This is a genomic window from Nonomuraea jiangxiensis, assembly GCF_900099965.1.
GTDB lineage: Bacteria > Actinomycetota > Actinomycetes > Streptosporangiales > Streptosporangiaceae > Nonomuraea > Nonomuraea jiangxiensis.
Genome location: NZ_FNDJ01000034.1, coordinates 18199 through 37960, shown reverse-complemented (window position 1 = coordinate 37960; position 19762 = coordinate 18199). Strand labels below are relative to the sequence as shown.

18 protein-coding genes and 1 pseudogene are annotated in these 19762 nt (G+C 68.4%); 8 read left to right on the top strand and 11 right to left on the bottom strand.

Annotated features, from left to right (window positions below; genetic code table 11):
• Positions 1 to 4: 4 nt before the first annotated feature.
• The 6 genes from BLS95_RS56340 to BLS95_RS59380 all read right to left on the bottom strand — a co-directional run bounded on the left by BLS95_RS56340 (position 5) and on the right by BLS95_RS59380 (position 4676).
• A complete protein-coding gene (locus tag BLS95_RS56340) occupies positions 5 to 181 on the bottom strand; it encodes a hypothetical protein (RefSeq protein ID WP_176993742.1) in 177 nt (58 codons plus the stop codon).
• A gap of 92 nt (positions 182 to 273) precedes the next feature.
• Positions 274 to 1041, bottom strand: a complete 768-nt coding sequence (locus BLS95_RS45875) for a DUF899 domain-containing protein (protein WP_245765689.1) — start codon at positions 1039 to 1041, stop codon at positions 274 to 276.
• 298 nt (positions 1042 to 1339) lie between these two features.
• Complete coding sequence (locus BLS95_RS45870; RefSeq protein ID WP_090945919.1) at positions 1340 to 1603, bottom strand: PAS domain S-box protein; 264 nt, start codon at positions 1601 to 1603, stop codon at positions 1340 to 1342.
• Between the two features lie 358 nt (positions 1604 to 1961).
• Complete coding sequence (locus BLS95_RS45865) at positions 1962 to 3755, bottom strand: acetolactate synthase large subunit (RefSeq protein WP_090945918.1); 1794 nt, start codon at positions 3753 to 3755, stop codon at positions 1962 to 1964.
• Positions 3756 to 4002: 247 nt separating this feature from the next.
• A complete protein-coding gene (locus BLS95_RS45860) occupies positions 4003 to 4563 on the bottom strand; it encodes a Tn3 family transposase (RefSeq protein ID WP_143044175.1) in 561 nt (186 codons plus the stop codon).
• Positions 4539 to 4676 carry a hypothetical protein gene (locus BLS95_RS59380; protein ID WP_281250120.1) on the bottom strand — a complete coding sequence of 46 codons (138 nt, stop codon included), beginning with the start codon at positions 4674 to 4676 and terminating at the stop codon, positions 4539 to 4541. Before BLS95_RS59380 ends, BLS95_RS45860 begins: the two co-directional genes overlap by 25 nt.
• 730 nt (positions 4677 to 5406) lie before the next feature.
• On the opposite strand from BLS95_RS59380, the gene BLS95_RS45850 reads away from it, so the two are divergent.
• Positions 5407 to 7530, top strand: a complete 2124-nt coding sequence (locus tag BLS95_RS45850) for an alpha-L-fucosidase (RefSeq protein WP_090945915.1) — start codon at positions 5407 to 5409, stop codon at positions 7528 to 7530.
• A gap of 170 nt (positions 7531 to 7700) precedes the next feature.
• Here the strand turns inward: BLS95_RS45850 and BLS95_RS45845 are convergent, their stop codons facing one another.
• A complete protein-coding gene (locus tag BLS95_RS45845) occupies positions 7701 to 8042 on the bottom strand; it encodes a histone-like nucleoid-structuring protein Lsr2 (RefSeq protein ID WP_090945914.1) in 342 nt (113 codons plus the stop codon).
• 1157 nt (positions 8043 to 9199) lie between these two features.
• Here BLS95_RS45845 and BLS95_RS45840 point away from each other — a divergent pair.
• The 4 genes and pseudogenes from BLS95_RS45840 to BLS95_RS45825 form a co-directional block, all read left to right on the top strand.
• A pseudogene (locus BLS95_RS45840) lies at positions 9200 to 9394 on the top strand (hypothetical protein); the annotation flags it as partial.
• 108 nt (positions 9395 to 9502) lie between these two features.
• Positions 9503 to 9802, top strand: coding sequence for a hypothetical protein (locus BLS95_RS45835; protein ID WP_090945913.1), 300 nt, complete (start codon positions 9503 to 9505; stop codon positions 9800 to 9802).
• Positions 9799 to 11430, top strand: coding sequence for an amidase (locus tag BLS95_RS45830; RefSeq protein ID WP_090945912.1), 1632 nt, complete (start codon positions 9799 to 9801; stop codon positions 11428 to 11430). The genes BLS95_RS45835 and BLS95_RS45830 overlap by 4 nt, the downstream gene beginning before the upstream one ends.
• A gap of 65 nt (positions 11431 to 11495) precedes the next feature.
• Positions 11496 to 12248 (top strand): DUF429 domain-containing protein, encoded by a 753-nt coding sequence (locus BLS95_RS45825; protein WP_090945911.1) that lies wholly within the window; start codon positions 11496 to 11498, stop codon positions 12246 to 12248.
• 571 nt (positions 12249 to 12819) lie between these two features.
• Here BLS95_RS45825 and BLS95_RS45815 read toward each other — a convergent pair.
• Positions 12820 to 15051, bottom strand: coding sequence for a M20/M25/M40 family metallo-hydrolase (locus BLS95_RS45815; RefSeq protein WP_176993740.1), 2232 nt, complete (start codon positions 15049 to 15051; stop codon positions 12820 to 12822).
• Between the two features lie 200 nt (positions 15052 to 15251).
• Here BLS95_RS45815 and BLS95_RS45810 point away from each other — a divergent pair, with 200 nt between their 5' ends.
• The 3 genes from BLS95_RS45810 (at position 15252) to BLS95_RS57270 (ending at position 16527) form a co-directional block, all read left to right on the top strand.
• Positions 15252 to 15821, top strand: a complete 570-nt coding sequence (locus tag BLS95_RS45810; protein WP_218136308.1) for an ArsR/SmtB family transcription factor — start codon at positions 15252 to 15254, stop codon at positions 15819 to 15821.
• A 76-nt stretch (positions 15822 to 15897) separates the two neighbouring features.
• Entirely contained in the window at positions 15898 to 16248 is a 351-nt protein-coding gene (locus tag BLS95_RS60055) for an IS3 family transposase (protein ID WP_218136307.1), read from the top strand.
• A gap of 96 nt (positions 16249 to 16344) precedes the next feature.
• Positions 16345 to 16527 (top strand): hypothetical protein, encoded by a 183-nt coding sequence (locus BLS95_RS57270; protein ID WP_218136306.1) that lies wholly within the window; start codon positions 16345 to 16347, stop codon positions 16525 to 16527.
• Positions 16528 to 16545: 18 nt separating this feature from the next.
• Here the strand turns inward: BLS95_RS57270 and alc are convergent, their stop codons facing one another.
• Genes alc through allB form a run of 3 tightly spaced genes read right to left on the bottom strand, consistent with a single transcriptional unit; the run spans position 16546 to position 19762 of the window.
• The gene (alc, locus tag BLS95_RS45800; protein WP_090945909.1) at positions 16546 to 17685 is read right to left on the bottom strand and encodes an allantoicase; all 1140 of its coding nucleotides are present in this window, start codon (positions 17683 to 17685) and stop codon (positions 16546 to 16548) included.
• On the bottom strand, positions 17682 to 18425 hold the full coding sequence (locus BLS95_RS45795; RefSeq protein WP_090945908.1) for an aspartate/glutamate racemase family protein: 744 nt from the start codon (positions 18423 to 18425) through the stop codon (positions 17682 to 17684). Before BLS95_RS45795 ends, alc begins: the two co-directional genes overlap by 4 nt.
• Positions 18422 to 19762, bottom strand: coding sequence for an allantoinase AllB (allB, locus tag BLS95_RS45790; RefSeq protein WP_090945907.1), 1341 nt, complete (start codon positions 19760 to 19762; stop codon positions 18422 to 18424). The genes BLS95_RS45795 and allB overlap by 4 nt, the downstream gene beginning before the upstream one ends.

Genomic DNA, 19762 nt, shown 5'->3' with positions numbered 1-19762 from the left:
CCACTCATCCCATCGGCCACATCATGATGACCATCGCCGCGGCCATGAGCGCGTGAGCCACATGGGAGATCCGGTCGGTGACGCCCAAGGGCGGGCCATCGGAGCCGGGTCGCAGGCCGCGGAACAGGAACCATCCGCCGGCACCCGCGAACACAAGGACGAGCATCCACCTCAGCGGCATGGACTCGATCATTATCATTCGATGACTCCCGTGCTTCGGACAGACCGGCGACGCCACGGTTCGCGGGCGCCGCCGAACCGGCCGCCGATGGTTCAGTGGTGGGCGCAGTGGGAAGGGCCCGCTGGGCTGCCGTAGGTGTCGTGGTAGGGCCACTGGTTGACGTAGCGCGGGCGGGGCATGGGGGTCAGGTCGAGGAACTGGTAGGTGCCCATCATGAATTCGGTGCCTCGCCCGTACGTGCTGTAGGTGTGGAAGACGGTGTCCCCGTCGCGGACGAAGACGCTTATGGCCTGCCCGTCGCCGTTCACCGTGAACGCGGTCTTGGGGCTGAGCTGCAGGGCCGCCTTGTCCTTGTAGTTGAACTCGACGGGCGCGACGGACTCGTCGTTGGTGGCGTGGAAGTCAAAGTTGAAGGTGCTCCCGGCCGAGGAGTACCACGGGATCGTCCAGCCCATCCGCGCCCGGAAATTCTGGATGGCCTCCAGTGGCGCGCGGGAGACGAGCGCCAAGGTGGTGTCGCTGGCGTGCAGGTGGTCCAGGCGGCCCACGCCGTCGATGGTGAACGAGCAGCTCGCGCACCCCTCGTCCGGCGCCTGGGTGCCACGGGCCCGGGCGGCCGAGTTGTTCCACATGAAGTGGTAGACGATGAGCTGGTTGCGGCCCTCGAACAGGTCGACGAGGCGTGCCTTGCCGTCCGGGCCCTCGAAGACGTAGTCCTCCTCCAGTCTGACCATCGGCAACTCCCGGCGCCGCGCGGTGACCGCGTCCTGCGCACGCATGACCTCCTTCTCCCGCTCCAGCAGCTCAAGCCGGGCCGCCAGCCACTCCTGACGCGACACTGTCTGTGGAAGAGCCATCATCTTCTCCTTAGCTCAGGCGGAGCACATGCCACCGACATCCGATCGGCGCCATACGCGATATACCGGTACAGAGGCGACAGGCCGCGGAAACTTATCGGACCCGGCTCGGGTGTGACGCTCCCCACAGAGAGGACGCCACGGGCATAGCGCCTGCCGATAATCACACCCGCTCAGGTCATGACCATATGAGGGCTTCGCCTGGCCTACCTCACCGTCACGAACACGTTCGCCACACTGCGGTTACCGCCCATGGGGGATCGGGACATCAAGGTCGCACCGTCCACGGTGTGGGAGACCCTTAAGCAGGCCGGCTCCCGTCACGGTGCCGCAGCTCCGCCAGGCCGTGCCAGCGCTCCTGGTCACCGAGCCGGCCCGTCCACAGGCGGGTGTCGCCGGGCAGGAGGAGCGCCGGCCCCGACCGGCCCACGATGTCGGCGGCGGCGTAGCCGGTGAGCTCCTCCGCGGATCGCGTCCACCCGATCACGGTGCCCTCTACGTCGATCACGACGACCGCTGGGGATCTCCTCGTCGCCGCGCCCAGGATGGCGTCCGTTGCGGCCATGTCCTCTACCCGTCCGTGTAGCAAATGATCCCGATTTCGCTAGCATAGTCGCGCTGACCTGCGATGACGCTTCCTGAGACCGTGACGTCGCGGCGGCTCACTCGCGGATCACCCCGACGGCACGCCCTGGTTGCCTGACGGACAGCCGTTGCTCGGCAGAGGCAAACCGGACATCGGTAACGGGGTAACCGTTGTGATGCGTGTCGCCAAGTGCGCGGTCGCGGCGCGGACGTTCGGGCCGTAAGAGCAAGGCCCGGCCAGAGAGGACAGATCCGGAGTTTCCGCCGCAATTCCCTGTCGATCGTCATAGTGCCGAGGAAGTGCATGGCCGACGATGTCGCCGGGAGCCGCAGTTGGCTCAGTAGTCGGCGTCCCAGGTCGGAGCGGTGTCGCGGGCGATGCGGATATCGTCGTTGGAGGCTCCGGCCGCGATCATCGGCCAGACCATCTCCTGCTGGTTCACGCGGAAGTCAATAACGACGGGGACGTCGTTGATCTCCATGGCCTTGCGGATGGTCGCGTCGAGGTCCTCGGCGTGATCGCAGCGCAGACCGACACCGCCATACGCTTCGCCCAGAGCGGCGAAGTCCGGCAGCTGCGGGGTGCTGCAGTCGACGCCGAAGTGACGGTCGTCGAAGAACAGGGACTGGAGCTGGCGCACCATGCCCAGGCCGGAATTGTTGATGACCGCGACCTTGATCGCGATGCCCTCGACGGTGCAGGTGGCCAGGGTGCGGCAGGTCATCTGGAAGCAGCCGTCGCCGTCGATGGCCCACACGATGGTGTCGGGATGGGCCAGCTTGGCGCCCATCGCGGCGGGCAGCGCGTATCCCATGGTGCCCGCGCCGCCGGAGTTCAGGAACGAGCGGGGCCGTTCCAGCGGAAGATAGTGGCTGGCCCACATCTGGTGCTGCCCGACCCCGGAGACGTAGGTGGCGTCGGGGCCGGCGAGCTGCCCGATCCGCTCGATGACCTGCTGTGGCGCCAGCGAGCCGTCGGCGGGCCGGTCGTAGGTCATCGGGTGGGCGGCGCGCAACGCTTCGATGGCGTCCCACCATGGTCCGGAAGCCGGCCAGGGGGTGGGGCCGCCGATCTGGCGAACCGCTTCTATCAGGCCGGTCAGGACGTCGCGGGCGTCGCCGACGATGGGGATGTCCACCGCACGGTTCTTACCGATCTCCGCCGGGTCGATGTCGGCGTGCACAATCCTCGCGTGCCGGGCGAAGGTCTTCGGGTCGCCCGTGACGCGGTCGTCGAAGCGGGCTCCCAGCGCGAGGACGAGGTCGGCTTGCTGCAACGCGGTGACTGCGGGCACCGTACCGTGCATCCCCGGCATGCCCAGGTTCTGCTGGTGGCTGCGCGGAAACGCGCCGCGGGCCATCAGCGTGGTGACCACGGGGATGCCCGTGAGCTCGGCGAAGGTCATCAGCTCGCCGGCCGCATCGGCTTTGATGATCCCGCCGCCGGCGTACAGGACCGGCCGCTTCGCCGCGCGCAGGGCGGCCGCCGCCTGCGTGAGACTGCGCGGGTGCGGGCGCGGCGTCTGGGGCACTCCTGGCAGGTCGATCCGCTCCGGGCGCACGTACGGCGCATGTTCCTGCAGGACATCCTTGGGAATGTCGACCAGGACCGGGCCGGGGCGGCCGGTGGTGGCGACGTGGAAGGCTTCCGCGATCGCACGCGGGATGTCCACGGCTGAGCGCACCAGCCAATTGTGCTTGGTGATGCCCTGGGTGATGCCGCAGATGTCGGCCTCCTGGAAGGCGTCGGTGCCCAGCAGGGGGCGAATGACCTGGCCGGTCACCGCAACCACGGGCACCGAATCCATCGCGGCATCGCACAGCGGCGTCACCAGGTTCGTCGCGCCGGGCCCGGAGGTCGCCATGCACACCCCGGGCCGGCCGGTCGCGGTGGCATAACCCGCCGCTGCGTGACCGGCGTCCTGCTCGTGCCGCACCAGAATGTGGCGCAGCCGAGTGGAGTCCATCAGCGGGTCGTAGGCGGGCAGGATCGTCCCGCCCGGCATCCCGAAAATGAGCTCCACGCCCGCTTCTTCCAGGGCCTGGACCAGAATCTGGGCACCCGTCATCGTCTCTGTCACAGCGTCTTCCTCATGTGAGCGCGCGTGTGCATCATCCCGATGGGCTCGCAGACGTCGCGTGTTGCTGAATTCGGACGGCTCTCACCATTCCGCGAAGAGCGGATCGCGTACGGATCGAGCGACGCGATGGAGAGCCGGAGCAGACAACCGCACGAGGATCTACTCGAAGCAGTAACGACGGAACCCGCCCGCGACCCCGTGATTTCAGGGCCTGCCCGGTGTCTCCGCAGGTTCCGTCCGCCCACTATAGGCGCCCCCGCCAACTGATCGGCAACCACCCCCGAGGCGCGCACGCGAATCACATGGGGAGATCAGTGACTCTCAACATGATCAACAAGTTGCTCGTCATGTGCCGCCAAGAGAGCCGAGAGCACCGAACATTCACCATGACGAGCGAGGCCTGCAAGATCCTCAGGCACAGAGCCGTCATCTCCACCTCATCGCGCCGATTGGTGGAAATCTCGCCCCCGCGGCCGTAGCAAATCACCGAGTTGGCGTGGTTCCACGCCTCGACCACGTTCAGCCCTTCCTCGATCTCCCGCTGCAGGTCGCGGTCATACAAGTAGCGGGCGACGAACGTGGTGCGCGCCGATCTCCAGCATCGCCCGGTATACCGGGCCAGGTCTCCGTAGTCGGCCTGATACAGCTTGACCTGGTTGATCTGCTTGATGCGCGGCAGCAGATCCACGTTCAGCAACCCGGTGGCTCGGAGGCCAGGCTCCGACTCCCCATGCGAGTCCACGTAGTCGCCCTCGACCTTCATGGTGGTGCCATGCCGGGTGGCACCCTCCACCATGGCGGCCACCTCGGAGGCCGACGCCTTCAGCGTCCCACTCAGTGAACAGATTCTGATCCCCACGCGCGGAAGTGGGTGGAGTCAGAGGCGACCGCGGTTGAGCCCTGCCCCCACAGCCTGGTGTCGCGGGCGGTGAAGGTGGCGTTGGCGATCTCGACCGCGATGGTGCGGGCCACCTCCGGGGTCAGGTAGCGACGACGCACGTAGCGCAGGTCCTCCTCGCTGTGGGCGCGCGCCGGAGATCATCTGCCGGATGCCGCAGTTGGTGCCGTAGGCGTAGATGACCAGTATCAGCCGTTCGGCGAGAACTTCGGGGCTCATGTGGCCGGTGCCGGTTGTCGCGGTCACCTTGGCCAGGCAGCCGGTGCGCAGGATCGCCTCCTTGAGGATGTCGATCAGCGGGACGGCGCTCCACCGGCGGGCCACCTCGTTCTTGATCCGGCGCAGGTTGCGCGGCTCGGGGGCAGCCTCGATCGGTGTCAGCTTGATCGCTCCCGCCTTGCGGTCGCTGATCTCCACCCGGTCCAGGGAGGGCTGCGCGGCAACGTAGGCCCTCCGCGGGCGTGGGAGACCACCGGGCCCCGAACCCGGAGGGCGGCCAGTCGGCGGCAGTGGGGTGGCGATACCTGGTCTATCTGGACCGTACCTGCCTGGCTCTTCACAAAAGATAACGTTCTCCTTCATACATCCAATGTATTGGCATGGCGATTAGCCTGTGGTTTCGAAACATGGCCTGCCCGACCGGATTCGAGCGCCGAGAATCTTCTCTAACGCCCCAATTTCTTGCTTGACAGATCGGATGTTTCAGGGGATCAATATGGCACGTACCTCTTGGTTCGCTGCCGCTGTAGCGGCGTGCACGCAGCGGCGAACTGATCGCCATCCCCAGTCACAGGAGAGGACTCCATGCGGTCAAAAGTCGCCCGGACAGCACTGTCCTTACTCGTCGCGCTGACGGCACTGGTCTCCATGCCATCGGCGCCGGCTGCCGCCGCACCCGGCGACAACTACGTCGTCGATGACGCGCTGACCTCGTCGCGAACCCGCTGGTTCGACGAGGCGCGCTTCGGCATGTTCATCCATTTCGGCCCATACGCCATGTACAAGGGCCAGTACAACAACTGCCGGGAGGTCGAGTGGATCAAGCGGCAGTGCAACATCCCGTGGAGTGACTACGAGGCGCAGGCCGCCGCGTTCAAGCCCACCGCGTTCGACGCGAACGCCATTGTGCGGATGGCCAAGCAGGCCGGCCAGAAGTACATCGTCATTACCTCCAAGCACCACGACGGCTTTGCGATGTGGCCCACGGCGGTCAACCGGTGGAACATCCGCGACCACTCCGGCTTCAGCCGCGACATCCTGCGCGAGCTCAAGACGGCCGCGACCGCCAACGGCATCAAGCTCGGCTTCTACTACTCCATCTGGGACTGGCACGACCCCGACTTCACCGGCGACTTCCCGGCCTACATCACCAAGATGAAGGCCCAGCTCCAGGAGTTGGTGACCGCCTACGACCCCGCCGTGCTGTGGTTCGACGGTGAATGGGCCGAGAGCAACCCGGTCAACCCATGGTCGGCCCAGAACGGCGAAGATCTCGAACGGTACGTCCGCAGCATCGCCCCCCAGGCCGTCATCAACAACCGGGTCGGCAAACGCCGGGCCATCGACGGCGACTTCGGCACCCCCGAGCAGGCGCTGGCCGGTTCCCCGCCGTCGATCCAGCTCAACGAATCCTGCATCACCATCAACAACACCTGGGGCTACGCGGCCTGGGACACCAACTTCAAGTCCCCGACCACGATGGTCCGTGACCTCGCGACCCTGACCAGCAACGGCGCCAACCTGCTGCTCAACATCGGCCCGACCGACACCGGCGCGGTCACCACCGGGCAGTCCGACGGCCTGCGCGGCATCGGCACGTGGATGGCCACCAATGCGGCGGCGATCCATGGCGCGGGCCACACCGGCCTGGTCAATCAGCCGGGCTGGGGCCGTGTCACGCGTAAGGGCAACAAGCTCTACCTGATCGTCAACAACTGGGCCGGCACTCTGCACCTCAGCCAGCGCGCACCGTTCACCGTCACCGGTGCACGGGTGATCGGCAGCAGCTCACCCGTGACCTACCGGACGGCCGGCGACGGCTACGACTTCCTGCCCAGCGGCGCCGCCACCAACGCCATCGCCACCGTCATCGAGGCCGACATCGTCCCGACCGCACCCCGGGCCGTCGGCACCGGCACCGGGCTCAAGGCGGCGTACTGGAACAACACCACGTTCACCGGCTCCCCGGTGGTCACCCGGACCGATCCGACCGTCAACTACGCCTGGCGCTTCAGCGGCTCCCCGGCGCCGGCGATCAACACCGACAACTTCTCCGCCCGCTGGACCGGCACGATCGAGCCGCGCTACTCCGAGCGCTACACCTTCACCACGGGGTCCGATGACACCGTGCAGTTGTGGATCGACGGTCAACTGGTCATCAACAACAACACCCCGCACACAGCCGCCGTCGACCAGGGCAGCGTGACCCTCGTCGCCGGCCGCCGCCACGAGATCCGCATCGACTACACCGACCGGACCAGCGAGGCATTCATGAAACTCGCCTGGGCCAGCCCCAACACACCGGCCCAGATCGTGCCGGCGACACAGCTCTACCCCACGGACGCCACCATCCACCGGGTCAACGGCGACGCGGCCACCTACAGCACCGGCTGGTCCACCAGCAGCGGCCGCGGCTACGGCGACGTCAACAACGACGTGCAGTACACCACCACCAACGGCGCCTCGTTCGCCTACACCTTCACCGGCACCGGAATCGACTTCCTGTCGGAGAAGTACTCCGACCAGGGCCTCGTCGACATCTACCTCGACGGCGCCCTCAGAGCCACCGTCGACACGACCAACCCCACCCGGCTGGCCGCACAGGTCATCTGGGGCGTCCGCGGGCTCCCGCAGGGAACGCACACGCTACGCGGCGTCAAACGATCAGGCCAGTACATGCTCGTCGACGCGTTCGACATCTTCACCTAGACCGCCAGGCCAGGCGGCGCATCGCCGGCTCTGGCGACGCGCGAGTGGTCGCTGCCGACATCTAGGCCGCGCCGTCCCGGCTGGCCGGCGTGCAGGCTGCTGTCGTGAGCTGAAGCAAGCGAAATCGTCACGCTCGCGAGCAAAGCTTTGCTGGGAACCAAGGTGCTCCCTCAGTGGGCTGCCTCGTACTGCTCCACGACGGTGGCGGCGATGCGACCCCGCTCACTCACCGGCAGGCCCTGAGCCTTGGCCCACTGCCTGATCTCCGCGGACTTCTCACGGCTGACCGCCCGAGCAGAACCGACGCCGCCACGTCGTCCGCGGACACCCCTGACGACACGGACCGCGCGAGCCTTGGTGATAAAGGGAGCGAGCGCCTTCTCCAACTTCTCCCTGTTCGAGCCCGACAGGTCGATCTCGTAGCTCGTGCCGTCGACAGCGAACCTCGTGGTGCCCTCCGCATCGCTGCCATCGATGTCATCGACAAAGGACTCAACAATACGCTTCGCCATAGGGATGCTCCAATTACGTCTGATAGTAAGTACTATAGACCCCTTCAGCAAATCATGCATCCCCAGGGTCGCCACACCTACGCAAAGGAACCAGCGTGCCGAAGCCGGCGCGCAACCCCTTTTCGCCCAGGTAGCCCAGCGCTCATGGTTCTCGAACCCGGCGTTAATAGGCAGTATCTCAGCTCATGGTCCGCGGACAATACCCCAGGGCCGAAGCTGGACTGGGCACGCTTCGATGCCGGAAGAAGATCTACTCCTTTCATCTCACCAGCCACAAGCCTGGAGCGGTCGACGACAACGCCCTGGACGGACACATGCGCCCCGCGCAGGACACCAATCCAACTCCAGCCCATCACGTACCTGGCGAGCGTGAAATCTGCCGTACCAGGTCACCCACCACCCCGCCGGTCCCCCAGTCCCTCGACCTTGCGGTCGCGCAGCTACCATTCTCTGGCCAATAGCGATGAAGCCGCTATATTGAATTTTTATTCAAGATCTCAACCCTGTGTCGCGACCGCGACCAGGCGCGCTAGAGCAGACAGTTTCCAAGGAACCCGAGCGGAGGGGTGTCCAGTTAATACTCTGTCGCTGATTAACTGGATCGCTGCCTGATCGATCACAGACGTCGAAAGACATCGAGATCCTCGTACAGCGCCACCCGCTCGCGGTCCTTCGCGGCCAGGTCACTGTTCCCCGGCCATCGTGGGCCGACCGAGCGATCTTTTCCGCGCTGGCGGCTACCGCCCCGACGCCGCCGTCACTACCTGTCCATCACCCCGTTGACGCTCCAGCGATGGCACGCCGCGTGGGTGAAGCGACGGTGGACTCATTCCAAGCGCGAGCCGGGTCGACCCCCGACGCGCCGCCGCAGAGATCGCCACTCTGGGTCACAAGGTCTCCCCCAGTACCGTACGGGCGATTCTGAAGACGGCCGCAGTCGATTCGGCTCCCCACAGCGGGCCGACCACAACTCCAAATCCGCCTACCTGATCGAGGGCTTCGAGGCGCTCGGGTAGCCGGCTCGGCGGTCCGGTGGCTGTATCACCTGCCCGACCGGCCGGCGGAGGTGCCGCTACTGCCTTCACGGGAGGACGTTCATTCGGCTGCCGAGGCACTGATCGATGGCCGCCGAAGGGCCGTCAGTCCTCACCGTCGCGGTCCTGTCCTCTCCGTCCCGCAAATCGTTCCTTCGTATGCTCACCGGGCGCGATCTGGCGGATATTGGTCCTGCCACCCTGGCGGCGGAACTGTACGCCGCGCGCCAGGGCGTGGACTTCATCCGCACTCACGACGTCGCCGCCATCGGTGACGCGCTCACCGTCTGCGAAGCCCTGGACGGAGGTGCCCCATGAACCAGCAGTAACACTAGTCACTTGAGTTTCACAAGATCGTGATTTGTCGGACATAAGCGCGATGTGAAGTGCTCTCAAACCGGACTAAGTCTCCCTTGGAGAACATTCGTGGCACTTCCCGCACCAACCGACGCAGAGCTCGACACCGCGATCAAGGCCAGGCTCGCCATACTCGGTATCGATCTCGACCAACTCCCACCAGGCACCACAGCCGATCCCGAGACCGGCGCGCCGGGCCGCGACACGGTCATGGCCTCGCTCCGCTCGTTCATGCGCGGCTCGGTCGCGGCGCTGGCCGCGTACCAGCTGCCCGCGCCGGACGGAACCAGCCCGGCGTCCGAACCCGCGCTCTCCCAGCAGCGCGCCCCCATGCTCTACCCCTCCATTGCGACGGAGTGGCGCAAATGACCACAACCGACGAGCCCTCCGGCGACCAGCCCCTCGACCGCACCTTCGACCGGCGTGCGTTCCTGGCCAGGGCCGCGGCCGTGAGCGCCGTCGGGACGGCGGCCCTATCCGCGCTACCGTCGGCCGCCTGGGCATCGGACAAAGACCGGGACCGGCCCGGCCTGGACGACGGCAACGCCTACGTCAAGCCGCGGCCCGAGGCCATAGCCGACCCGACCGAGCTGACGCTGGCCGAGGCCGCGTGGATGATCCGCAACCGCAAGATCTCCCCGCTGGAGCTGACCGAGGCGTATCTGGCCAGAATCGCCGCGTACGACGCGACCTACCAGGCGTTCAACACCGTACTCGCCGACGCCGCCCGCGAGGCGGCCAGGGCGGCGGCCAAGCGGCCCAACCGGGGCGCGCTGCACGGCATCCCGCTCGCGATCAAGGACAACTACTACACCGCGGGGGTGCGCACCACCGCGAACTCCTTCCTGTTCCAGGACTTCGTGCCCACGTTCGACGCCACCCCGGTGGCGAACCTCAAGGCGGCCGGGGCAATCGTGCTCGGCAAGACCCAGATGGGCCCGCTGGCCACCACCAGGGCGACGACCCCGGCCGGCGTGATCACCACGGTGAACGCGTGGACCCCGGACCGGCCGAACGTCGATCCCGGCGGCTCGTCCACCGGCACCGCGACCTCGGTGGCCGGGCGCATGGCCGCCTCCGGAACCGGAACCCAGACCGGCGGCTCCATCACCGCGCCCTCCAACGCGCAGAACCTCACCGGCCTCAAGCCCACCATGGGCCGGGTCTCGCTGCACGGGATCATCCCGCTCAGCTACACCCGCGACCACCCGGGCCCGCTCGCGCGGGACGCCAAGGACGCGGCGATCATGCTCACCGCGATGGCGGGCGAGGACCAGAACGACCCGCGTACGCAGGGCCTGCCGAAGGTTCCCGACCTCATCAACGCGGCCACCCCGGTGTACTCGGGAAACCGGGTGAAACTCCGCTGGAACACCCGCATCGGCGTGCTCCCGGGCTACGCCGACGGCACGTCCGCGACCGCGCTGGCTCGCCGCGCGTTCCTGGCCGCGATGGCAGGGATTCGCGGGGCCACGCTGGTGGACGTGCCGTTCCCGGCCGACTGGAGCCTGCTCACCGGCAACGACTTCAACAACGTACGCCTGCCGGAGCGCAGCGAGCCGTTCATGCCGTACCTGCGGAGCGACCTGCGCGGGTTCGGCGTGTCGGTGATCGGCTGGCTGCAGGGCGCGACGATGGGCTCGAACGAGTACATCACCGGGCAGCGGGCCAAGCTGCTGCTGCTCGAACGTGTGCTGGATCAGATATTCGGCAGTTGTGACGTGGTGGTGCAGACCTCGCCGACGCCATTCGACTCCATCGGGCTGCCCGAGATCGGGTTCCCCATCGGTTTCACCGCCACGGGCGAGCCCATCGGCACGATCCTCGGCGGCCTGCCGTACGCGGAGGACCGGCTGTTGTCGGTCGTCGCGGCCTATCAAGCGGTCTCGGACTGGCACTGGCGCCGCCCGCCGGACCCCGCGCCCGCCCAGGCCCGTGCGGCGGCCCCCGAACGTGGCCGCGTCACGGCGGAGGAGGCCGCCGAGCAGTCCCAGTAGAAACCCGCCACCAACGGTCTCCGCGCCGTATCCGCCTTCCCCCGGGATGGCCCTATCGTGAGGGGATGTTGACGGTCGGTATCGATCTCGCCGCGGAGGCGGCGCGAACCGCTGTGGCCTGGGTCGACTGGTCGGCCGGCCGGGCGCGGATCATCAGGTTGGTGGCCGGAGCGGACGACGACCTGATCGTCGAGGCGATGCTGGGCGCGGACAAGGCGGGGGTCGACTGTCCGCTCGGCTGGCCCGACAAGTTCGTCGACTTCGTTTGTGCCCATCGCGCCGGGGACGTACGGGTGCCGGAGGGGTTGGTCGGCCGGGCCTGGCGGCGGGACCTGGCGCTGCGAGTCACCGACCAGGTGGTACACGAACAGACCGGGTTGACGCCGCTGAGTGTGTCCGCCGACCGCATCGGGCATGCCACCATGCGCTGCGCCGCCCTGCTGGCCGAGCTCGCCCGCCGTGGCCGGCCAGTCGATCGGCGCGGCAGAGGGGCAGTTGTGGAGGTCTATCCGGCGGCCTGCCTGAAGCGGTGGGGGCTGCCGTACCGGGGATACAAGCGCGCCGCCAACCTCACCGAGCTGGGCCTGCTCGTGGACCGGCTGCTGGAGGCGGCGCCGTGGCTGGACCCGGGCGAGTACGAGCCACTCTGCCGGGCCTCGGACGACGCCACCGACGCCGTTGTGTCGGCACTCGCCGCACGCGCGTCGGCCCTCGGCCTGGTCGGCGCGCCGACGGCGGAGCAAGAGGGTACGGCGGCCACGGAGGGCTGGATCGTCCTGCCCACCACCTCCCTGGACCGCCTCGTCACAGACGCCTGAGGCCTGGAGCGTAACGGCGGCAGAGTGGTAACCCACGGCGACGATGAGCTCCCCGCCGCCACCGCCCAGGCCGCCACGGGGCTGGTGTCGCCCGAGCCTGTCGCCGACCAGCTCAAAGACCTTAAACTACCTGGCCTTGGGGGGAAGCCCCGTATTCGCCGCCGTGGGTATCACGGTGCTGAAGACGCCGCCGCGGACGCCACGGGCGAACTGCTTCGCCGAGCGCTGGATCTGGACCGTGCGAGCCGAGTGCACCGATCGCCTGTTGCTCCATGGCGAACGTCACCTGCGCTAGGTCCTGAGCGAATATGTCGATCACTACAACGCCCATCGGCGCATCAGGCCCGTGGGCAACGGCCACTCAATCAAGATGAGCATGTGGTGGTGTCGATGGAAGGCCGGATCGAACGCCACAAGGTGGTGAGTATTGATGCCCTACACGTCAGGCTGGCAGCAGACGGTAGGCGGTGTCGCAGGATACCGCTATCCAGGACAGCTCCCGGCCCTCGCGGGCGGGGGGACGGCCACCGCCGAGGGACGGGAGCTCGCAGGCTCGGTAGTCCGGGGGTCGTCAAATGTCATAAGCCTTGGTGACGGAGATCTTGGTGTCGCCGAGGAACAGCCAATCCGGTGGGGGGATGAAGCCGGGAAGTGCGGACATCTCGCTGGGGTTCGGGCTCACGTCGGTGACCCGCAGCCGGATCTTGTCGCCGGTAACCCCTACGGTCAGCGACGCCTCGGCACCCCCCGGTCCCGGGGCGTGGAAAACGAATCCCGCTGGATCGGCAGTAATGGAGCGGCCCTCGACGGCCAGCGAACGCACTGTCGCAGTGTCTCCGTCCACCCGCAGGCCGACCATGTTCGCTCCGCGTTCTGAGTGGATACGGACGCGCAGGGTTCGCTCGTCCTGCGAGGTCGTGTCCGCGAGCACCCGCAGCGAGGGCGCCGGCAGCGCGGCGGCCTTCGCCGGGCTGAGGAGTTTGGACCCCCCGCCCCACAGCTCCGCCGGCGGCTGGCCGGTCATGTCGGCGCCACCGTAGCGCCGGGCCCACTGGTCGGGCGCCTTCGAAGTCAGCCAGAAGGCCTTGCCGGTGTCCGCGTCAAGGCCGTAGGCCAGGCTGGTTCGCCGCGGGTGCTCCTTGTCGATCGGCTCGACCAGCAGGCCCGCCGCTATCAGAGCGATCGAGACGACCAGCGCGGTCAGCGGGATCAGCGGGGAACGTCTGCGAGTCCACACGGTCTCGATCAGCGGCAGCAGGAGACCGCCGAACAGGATCACCAGGGGCATGGGGGCGTAGCCCACGTACTGCAGGCCCGTCGGCAGCGTGTTCCACGCGCTGGGCAGCAGGATCAGGGCGCCCGGGACGAGACCCGCGGCGAGGATGAGGACGCGCCACCGCGGCGGGCGGCGGAGCGCGGCCAGCCCGCCCAGCGCCGCCCCCAGGGCGGGCCAGGCGGCGAGGTGTGACGCTCCGGGCGACACGATGCCGAGTCCGAGAGCGATCAGGGCCACCCAGGCCAGCATGCCCAGTGCCAGTTCGGCGGTGCCGACGCGGCGGCGCAGCAGCGCGTACCACGCGACCAGGATCGTGCCCGCGAGCATCAAGACGGCGAGCCACAACAGCTCAGGCTGGTACGGGGTCGTGGTGGCGGTTCCGCCGAGTTCGGGCCGGATCATCTTGAGCAGGTCCCAGAAGTAGACTCCGGCGCCTACCCCGAGTCCGATCGGGATCAGGGCGAGCGCGGCGCCGAGGAGCGTGCGCCGCAACGTAACCACGCCCCGGCGACGGGCCAGGAAGATCAGCGCCAGTGCCGCCAGCAGGGCGACGGCGCCCAGCGGGGTGACCGCCCAGGCCGGGTAGCGGACCAGCAGTCCGGGCGGGAGGTTGAAGTAGACCAGGTCGTTCCCGGTGGTCAGCCGCGCCAGGTCGGCGCCGCCGAACGCGCGTACGAGCGCCAGCGTGTTGTCGCCCATCTGCTGCAGTGCCGCGAGATCGACGTGCGCGGGGTCGTCGAGAACGCTGTGGTAGAGGGTGCCCGCGTTGGCGTAGGCGGAGTCGAGCACGGCCATCCCGCCGGGTTGGAAGGCGGTGAAGTCGGTGTCATTGTTGAGCAGTTTCATGAGCTCGGCGTACACGGAGTCGGCCACGGGCATGGGCGCCGCCGATCCGAACGTGGAGATCAGGCTGGCGTTCGGCTCCGTGCTCCGGAACATCAGCACCGGCCCCTTGGACCCGCGCGCCTCGTTGTTGAGCACCACGTTCCGCCCCTGTGCGAGCGGGTGGTTCCTCACGAACGCCTCCGACCCCAGGAGCCCTGTCTCCTCGGCGTCGGTGATGAGGAACACGACGTCGTTGCGCAACCGGGTGCCGTCCGCGAGCAGCGCCCTGGCCGTCTCGATCGCGCTCGCCGTACCGGCTCCGTCGTCGTTGGCGCCCGGTCCCTCGGGGACGGAGTCGTAGTGAGCGGTGACGAAGATGCGGCCGGTGGGAGCGGTCCCGGGGATCACGGCGACGATGTTGAAGACACGCCCGGCGGTGACGGGTTCGCCCTGCTCGCCGCGCGGTGCGACGCCCACCGACTCGTGCACCTCAGGTCGCAGGCCCAGCCGTCGCAACTCGCCGATCAGGTAGTCGCGGACCCGGGCGTGCTCGGCCGTGCCGACGGGGTGGGGCGCGACGGCGAAGCGCTCGACCTGGGTGAAGGCTCGCTGCGCGCTGAACGCCCGGTCAGGAGCGTCGGCCGGGCTCACCGCGGTGGGGGTGGTGTCCCTGATCGCGCCGATGGCGATCAGCAGGAGCACGCACAGGGCCATAAGTCCGATGGCGCGTGAGCGCCGTCCCGATGGGTGACCGTCTGCGGCTGATGACATCCTCGTTCACTCCCGTGTTCGTGTCCCGATGTTCCCCTGTGGTGGCGTCAGGGAGCGCCGCGACGGAGTATTGCAGAAAAAATGCTGCAGAAGAAATTCTGCAATGTGACGGGAGGTTGTAAGCTCGCAGTGTGGCGAACAGACCGACGATCCGGCAGCTCAGTGATCCAGGTGCGCACAAGGCACTCGGCCATCCGCTGCGGCAGCGGATCCTGCGGCATCTCGGCATCAACGGCCCGGCCACGTCCACCACGCTCGCCCGGGCACTCGGCGAGAACACTGGGACGCTCAGCTATCACCTGCGCCAGCTCGAGCACAACGGGTTCATCGAAGAGATCCCCGAGCAGTCAACCGGAAGGGAGCGCTGGTGGCGGCAGATCAGCGCCGACCTGAGGTGGCCGCCGGCGGGCGAGATGGACGAGGAGTCGCAGAAGCTCCTCGACGAGATCACCGAGTTCAAGGTCGACCAGGAGCTGGAGCTCGCCCGGCGCTTCTTCACAGATCATCGGCGGTACGGCGAGTGGGCCAAGGCGTCTCGCGGGCTCACTCACCTGACCAGGGAAGAACTCGACGAGTTCTTCGAGGCGTACATGGAACTGCTGTCTAGATTCCGCCGCACGCCGGAAGACGCGTCGCCCAGCGCGCGGCCGATTTTCCTCAGGTTCTTCACGATGCCCGCCTCCGAGGACCCGCCATCCTGACGCCCGGTCTCTTGATCATCTATGGTGAACGGCCGATCGGGCCGTTCTCGCGGCGCTGGCCCGGTGGTTACCGGCGGTGCTGCGCGCTCATCGTCTGGTCACCCCGGCGACGTTGCTGGCGTGGCATCGTCGCCTATTGCGACGGGCCTGGGCCTACCCGCATCGGCCCGGGCGTACAGGAACGACTCCGGAGCTTCGGGACCTGATCGTGCGCTTGGCGCGGGAGAACCCCGGGTGGGGCCATCGACGGGTGCACGGGGAGTTGGAGCGGCTTGGGTTCCAGGTCAGCGAGGCGACCGTGCGGCGCATCATGCGCTCGCACCGTTTCGGTGATCGACCTCGGCGAGCGAGCAGGTCGTTTCGCTTCCTATCGGCGATCGGGACGCTAAGTTCACTGCGGTCTTCGATGAGGTGTTCGCCGCCGTAGGTATCACAGTGCTAAAGACACCGCCGCGAACGCCAAGGGCGAACTGCTACGCCGAGCGGTGGATCCGAACGGTAACGCGGCGAGTGCACCGACCGAATGCTGATCTACGGCGAACGTCACCTGCGCGTGGTTCTGAACGAGTATCTCGATCGGCCGCATCAGGGCCGTGGGCAGCGACCACCTGATCACGATGAGCATGTGGCGGTGCCGATGGAAGGCCGGATCGAACGCCACGCGATACTCGGGAGGGTGATCAACGAGTATCGCCGAGCCGCATAGCTCGGCCGGAGAAACCCCTCATAGGCGGCCGGTGAGCCAGGTGGTGAGGATCTCCGGAACGGCTTCCAGGGAGGTGAGCGGGCGAGCGGCCAGGACCCGGGCGAGGTCCGGCTCGGGCACGCCCGCCACGGCCAGGCAGTGCGCGGCCTGGCTCGCCGGAAGAGCGTTGAACCAGTGCAACCCCGCGCGCAACCGGGCGGCCGGCTCGGGCGTGCCGACGAGCCGGACCCGCGAGATGCCCCCGTCGGGGAAGGCGTCGATTCGTACGGTCGTCAGCGGGGCGCTCGTCGTGGGCAGCGTGAAGAGATGCCTGGTGTCCGGCGTGACCGGCGTGCGCGGCAACACGGGGAACCAGTCGAGGTCCCGGGGCTCGGTGGAGGCGGCGCCGGACAGCTCGACCTCGGCGGAGGCGTTGTACTTGAAGTGGCTCGTGTCGATCTCGATCTGCCGCAGCCGGCCCGTCGCCGCGAGCCGGATCACCGCAAAGTCGTGGCCCGGGTCGCGGCGACGGCTGGTCTCCCAGCCCTCCCCCATGGTGCGTGCTCTGTCCGGGCGGTTGAGCAGCTCGGCCGAGGAGTAGAAGGAATCGCTGGAGTCCACCACCAGCCCGCCCTGCTCCTGGCAGGCCAGGTCCACGGTGAGACCGTCCCAGTGCCGGGGATCAGGCACTACCTCGCCGCGAACCCGGAGCCGGGCGATTCCGCCGTCCGGGTGGATGGACAGCCGGATGTGGGTGAACCTGCGACGGTCCGCCACCGCGAACAGGTTGTGGCCGTCCCCGCGCAGCGGGCTCAGCGGCACGATCTCCGCCCATTCCGCCTCCGGCCCGGTGAGCTCGGCCACGCGAGGGTAGCCCTCCATCCCGCACGCCTCGATCCGGCAGGCGGGCGGGTAGTTGCCGGTGAAGAACCGGGTGTCCACGTCGATCTCGTCGATCACCCCTGGTGCGCCCAGCCGCACGATCGCCCAGTCGTGGCCGGGTTCGCCGCGCCGACGCCTGGTCTCCCAGCCGTCGACGATCTCGCCGCGGTGGTCGTACCGGCCGGGGGTGAAGTCCGGGGCGGCCGGGACCAGCAGGGTCTCCTTGAAGCCGAAGGACTCGTCGCTGGCGGCGAGCACGCTGCCGCCCAGCCATCGCGATGCCAGGTCGAGCTTCATCGGTCCGCCGCGGCGATGTGACGGGAGAGCGGCCAGGCGGTGATGGCCTTCGGGTCCGGGGGCGCGTACGTACAGACCTTGCTGGTCCCCAGACCGAGACCGGCCACCGCCTCGGCGAGCCGGACACCCGCGGAGACGCCGTCCACGACGGGGACGCCCACGCGGGCGGTGATCGCCTCGTCCAGGCCGGCCATGCCGCCGCAGCCGAGGCAGATCACTTCGGCGTGGTCGGCGCGCACGGCGCGTTCCGCCTCGGCGACGATCGCCTCCATCGCGGCGGCGGGATCGCGATCGACGTCCAGGGTGGACAGGCCGCAGGAGCGGACCGACGCGCACCGGTCGGCCAGCCCCGCCAGCCGCAGCCGGTCCTCGATCGCGCCGACCGAACGCTGGAGGGTCGTCACCACCGAGTAGTTGCGGCCGATCAACTGCGCGACGCAGGCCGAGCACTCCGCGATGTCCAGGACGGGGACGTCCACGATCTCCTGGACACCCTCGCGCCCGTGCTCGCCGAACCCGGCCAGCACGACCGCGTCGTACGGCTCGCCGAGCGTCAGGATGCGGTCCATCACCGCCACGGCCGACAGGTAGCTCTCCATCGCGCAGTCGATGGCCTCCGGGCCGTAGTCCGGCTGGACGGCGAGGATCTCGGTGCCCGGCGATGCGGCTCGCCGCGCGGTCTCGGCGATGGCGTTCGTCATCGACGCGGAGGTGTTGGGGTTGACGACGAGGATCTTCATGACGGGTCCTCCAGGCGGGTCAGCAGGCGTCCGGCGGGATGGGCGGGGTCGATGTCGCGGCCGCGCAGCCAGGTGCGCTGGATCACTCCGTGCAGGCGCCGACCGGCGTACGGGGTGATCGGCTGGCGGTGGTGCAGGTCCTCCACGCGCACGGTGAAAGTCTCGCCGGGTGAGAAGACGCAGAGGTCGGCGTCGTACCCGGGTGCGATGCGGCCCTTGGCGGGCAGCCCGGCCAGGCGTGCGGGACGCTCGCTCATCCACCGGGCGACCTCCGTCAAAGGGATCCCGCGCCGGCGTGCCTCGGTCCAGACGATCGGCAGGGCGAGCTGGAGCGAGGAGATGCCGCCCCAGGCCGTACCGAAGTCACCGGTGTCGCGGTGCTTGAGCTCGGCCGCGCAGGGCGAGTGGTCGGACACCACCAGGTCGAGCGTCCCCGCCGCCAGCCCCGACCACAACCGCTCACGGTTGGCGGCCTCCCGGATCGGCGGGCAGCAGGCGTACTCCGTCGCGCCGTCAGGGATCTGCTCTGCGGCCAGTGAGAGGTAGTGCGGGCAGGTCTCGGCGGTGACGCGGACGCCGTCGCGCCGGGCGGCGGCGATCAGCGGCAGCGCGGTGGCGCTGGACAGGTGCACAATGTGGGCCCGCGCCCCGGTGACGCGGGCGGCGTCGATCACCGCGGCCACCGCCGCCTCCTCGACCTGTGGTGGCCGGGAGCGCAGGAAACCCGCATAACTCGGCCCCCGAGCCGCCGGGTGCTTGGCGATCTCCGCGTCGCTCTCGGCATGGACGAGCAGGACGGCGCCGAGCTCGCGCAGCGCCCGCATCGCCTCGGTGAGCCCGTCCGGCGACAGCGGCGGGAAGTCGGGGGCGCCCGAGTCGGCCAGGAAGCACTTGAAGCCCAGCACCCCGGCTCGGTGGAGCGCCGCAGCCACCTCGATTCCGCCGGGGATCAGGCCGCCCCAGAAGCCGACGTCGACATGGCACCGGCCCGCGGCTACGGTCCTCTTGGCCGTCAGCGCCTCCACGCTCACTGTGGCCGGGACGCTGTCCACCGGCATGTCCACCAATGTGGTGATGCCGCCCGCGGCGGCGGCCCTGGTCGCGCCGGCGAACCCCTCCCACTCGGCGTGGCCGGGTTCGTTGATGTGCACGTGCGAGTCCACCATCCCGGGCAGCAGCACCACGTCGTCGTCCAGCTCGGTGATCTCGGCCCCGCCCGGGTGCAGGTCCTCGTCGTACGGCCGGACGGCGACGATCCTGCCGTCCCGCACCGACACGGTGGCGGGAACCTCGCACCCGCCGATAACAGCCCGCCGGGCTCGGATGACCAGGTCCAT

Bases quoted from the DNA above. Each gene is read 5' to 3' on its own strand.
- BLS95_RS45845 (WP_090945914.1), bottom strand. From the start codon at position 8,042: ATGGCGAAGCGTATTGTTGAGTCCTTTGTCGATGACATCGATGGCAGC.
- BLS95_RS45850 (WP_090945915.1), top strand. From the start codon at position 5,407: ATGCGGTCAAAAGTCGCCCGGACAGCACTGTCCTTACTCGTCGCGCTG.
- BLS95_RS45875 (WP_245765689.1), bottom strand. From the start codon at position 1,041: ATGATGGCTCTTCCACAGACAGTGTCGCGTCAGGAGTGGCTGGCGGCC.
- BLS95_RS45870 (WP_090945919.1), bottom strand. From the start codon at position 1,603: ATGGCCGCAACGGACGCCATCCTGGGCGCGGCGACGAGGAGATCCCCA.
- BLS95_RS57270 (WP_218136306.1), top strand. From the start codon at position 16,345: ATGCTGATCTACGGCGAACGTCACCTGCGCGTGGTTCTGAACGAGTAT.
- BLS95_RS56340 (WP_176993742.1), bottom strand. From the start codon at position 181: ATGCCGCTGAGGTGGATGCTCGTCCTTGTGTTCGCGGGTGCCGGCGGA.
- BLS95_RS45795 (WP_090945908.1), bottom strand. From the start codon at position 18,425: ATGAAGATCCTCGTCGTCAACCCCAACACCTCCGCGTCGATGACGAAC.
- BLS95_RS45830 (WP_090945912.1), top strand. From the start codon at position 9,799: ATGACCACAACCGACGAGCCCTCCGGCGACCAGCCCCTCGACCGCACC.
- alc (WP_090945909.1), bottom strand. From the start codon at position 17,685: ATGAAGCTCGACCTGGCATCGCGATGGCTGGGCGGCAGCGTGCTCGCC.
- allB (WP_090945907.1), bottom strand. From the start codon at position 19,762: ATGGACCTGGTCATCCGAGCCCGGCGGGCTGTTATCGGCGGGTGCGAG.
- BLS95_RS45825 (WP_090945911.1), top strand. From the start codon at position 11,496: ATGTTGACGGTCGGTATCGATCTCGCCGCGGAGGCGGCGCGAACCGCT.